A 1,254-nucleotide genomic window follows, 5' to 3' on the forward strand; every position below is an offset into this window, starting at 1 on the left:
GTGACCAACCAGACGACGCTGCTGCGTGCGATCGCGGCGGCGCGCGGGACGAGCGAGTTTGCGCGCAAGGACGAGGTGGTGATCCTGCGCACGGTCAACGGCCGGCGGATGGCCGGGCTCTACAGCCTTGAGGCGATCGAGCGCGGGCTGTACGACGACCCCGCGATTTACGCCAACGACATCGTGGTGGTGGGCGACTCCCCCCAGCGACGTCTGTTCCGCGACTTCCTGACGGTGGCGCCGCTGCTGGCATCGCCGCTGGTCACGATTTTGCAGTAGGTTTTTCCGGGCGCGCGCAATCGTGCGCCTGCAACAAGGTTTTTGCCGAGCATGAACATCCAGGCCTCCCGGTTCGGCAGCGAGTCCGGCCCTTCCGACCAGCCCCCGCAGGGTGGCGGCAATCCGCTGGGCGTGCAGGCGGGCCAGCCGGGCGAGGGCGATGGTCCCTCGATCGTGCAGCACTATCTGCGGATCGCGCAGCGCTGGCGCTGGCTGATCCTGGGTTCGATCGCGGCCTGCGTCGCGCTGGGCCTGGTCGCGACCCTGCTGATGACCCCGCAATACACCGCCACCGCGACGATCGAGATCTCGCGCGAAGGCAGCCAGGTGACCAACTTCGAAGGGGTCGAGCGCGAGGTCTCCATCTCCGACCAGGAGTTCTACCAGACCCAGTACGGCCTGCTGCGCGCGCGCACCCTGGCCGAGCGGGTGGCCGGCCAGCTGGGCCTGATCGACAATCCCGAGTTCTTCGCATCCTACGGCGTGGAAGGCGGAGACGACCCCGCCTTCGCGCTCGATAACGGGCGCTACACCGCGCAGGGCCGCCAGGACCGTCAGCGGATCGCGGGCGAGATCCTGCTCGCCAATATCAGCGTTGCGCCCGCGCGCCTCTCGCGGCTGGTCGACATCAGCTTTACCGGGCCCGATCCCGCGTTCGCCGCGCGCGTCTCGAACAGCTGGGCGGAAAACTTCATCCAGTCCAACCTGGAACGCAAGGTCCAGGCGACCTCCTACGGGCGCGATCAGCTGCAGGCGCAGCTGGCCGACTACAAGGAACGGCTCGATGAGTCCCAGCGCCAGCTGGTGACCTATGCCTCGAACGAGGAGATCATCAACCTGCCCGCGCAGCCCGGGGCCGACGGGCGCACGCAGGAACGCTCGATCGTGGCCGACGATCTGGCCGCGCTCAACGCCGCGCTGACCGAGGCGACCGCCGACCGGATCCAGGCCGAGGCGCGCGCACGCCAGGCGGGC

General features: G+C 68.8%; 2 protein-coding genes. Both read left to right on the forward strand.

Annotated features, from left to right (window positions below):
- On the forward strand, positions 1-279 hold a 279-nt coding region (locus tag K7H93_RS15880; protein WP_476727399.1), incomplete at its 5' end, for a polysaccharide biosynthesis/export family protein.
- Positions 280-330: 51 nt separating this feature from the next.
- A partial coding sequence (locus tag K7H93_RS15885) for a GumC family protein (RefSeq protein ID WP_230784443.1) occupies positions 331-1,254 on the forward strand: 924 nt, incomplete at its 3' end.

The sequence above is a fragment of the Citromicrobium bathyomarinum genome, from assembly GCF_021021475.1.
Classification (GTDB): domain Bacteria; phylum Pseudomonadota; class Alphaproteobacteria; order Sphingomonadales; family Sphingomonadaceae; genus Alteriqipengyuania; species Alteriqipengyuania bathyomarina.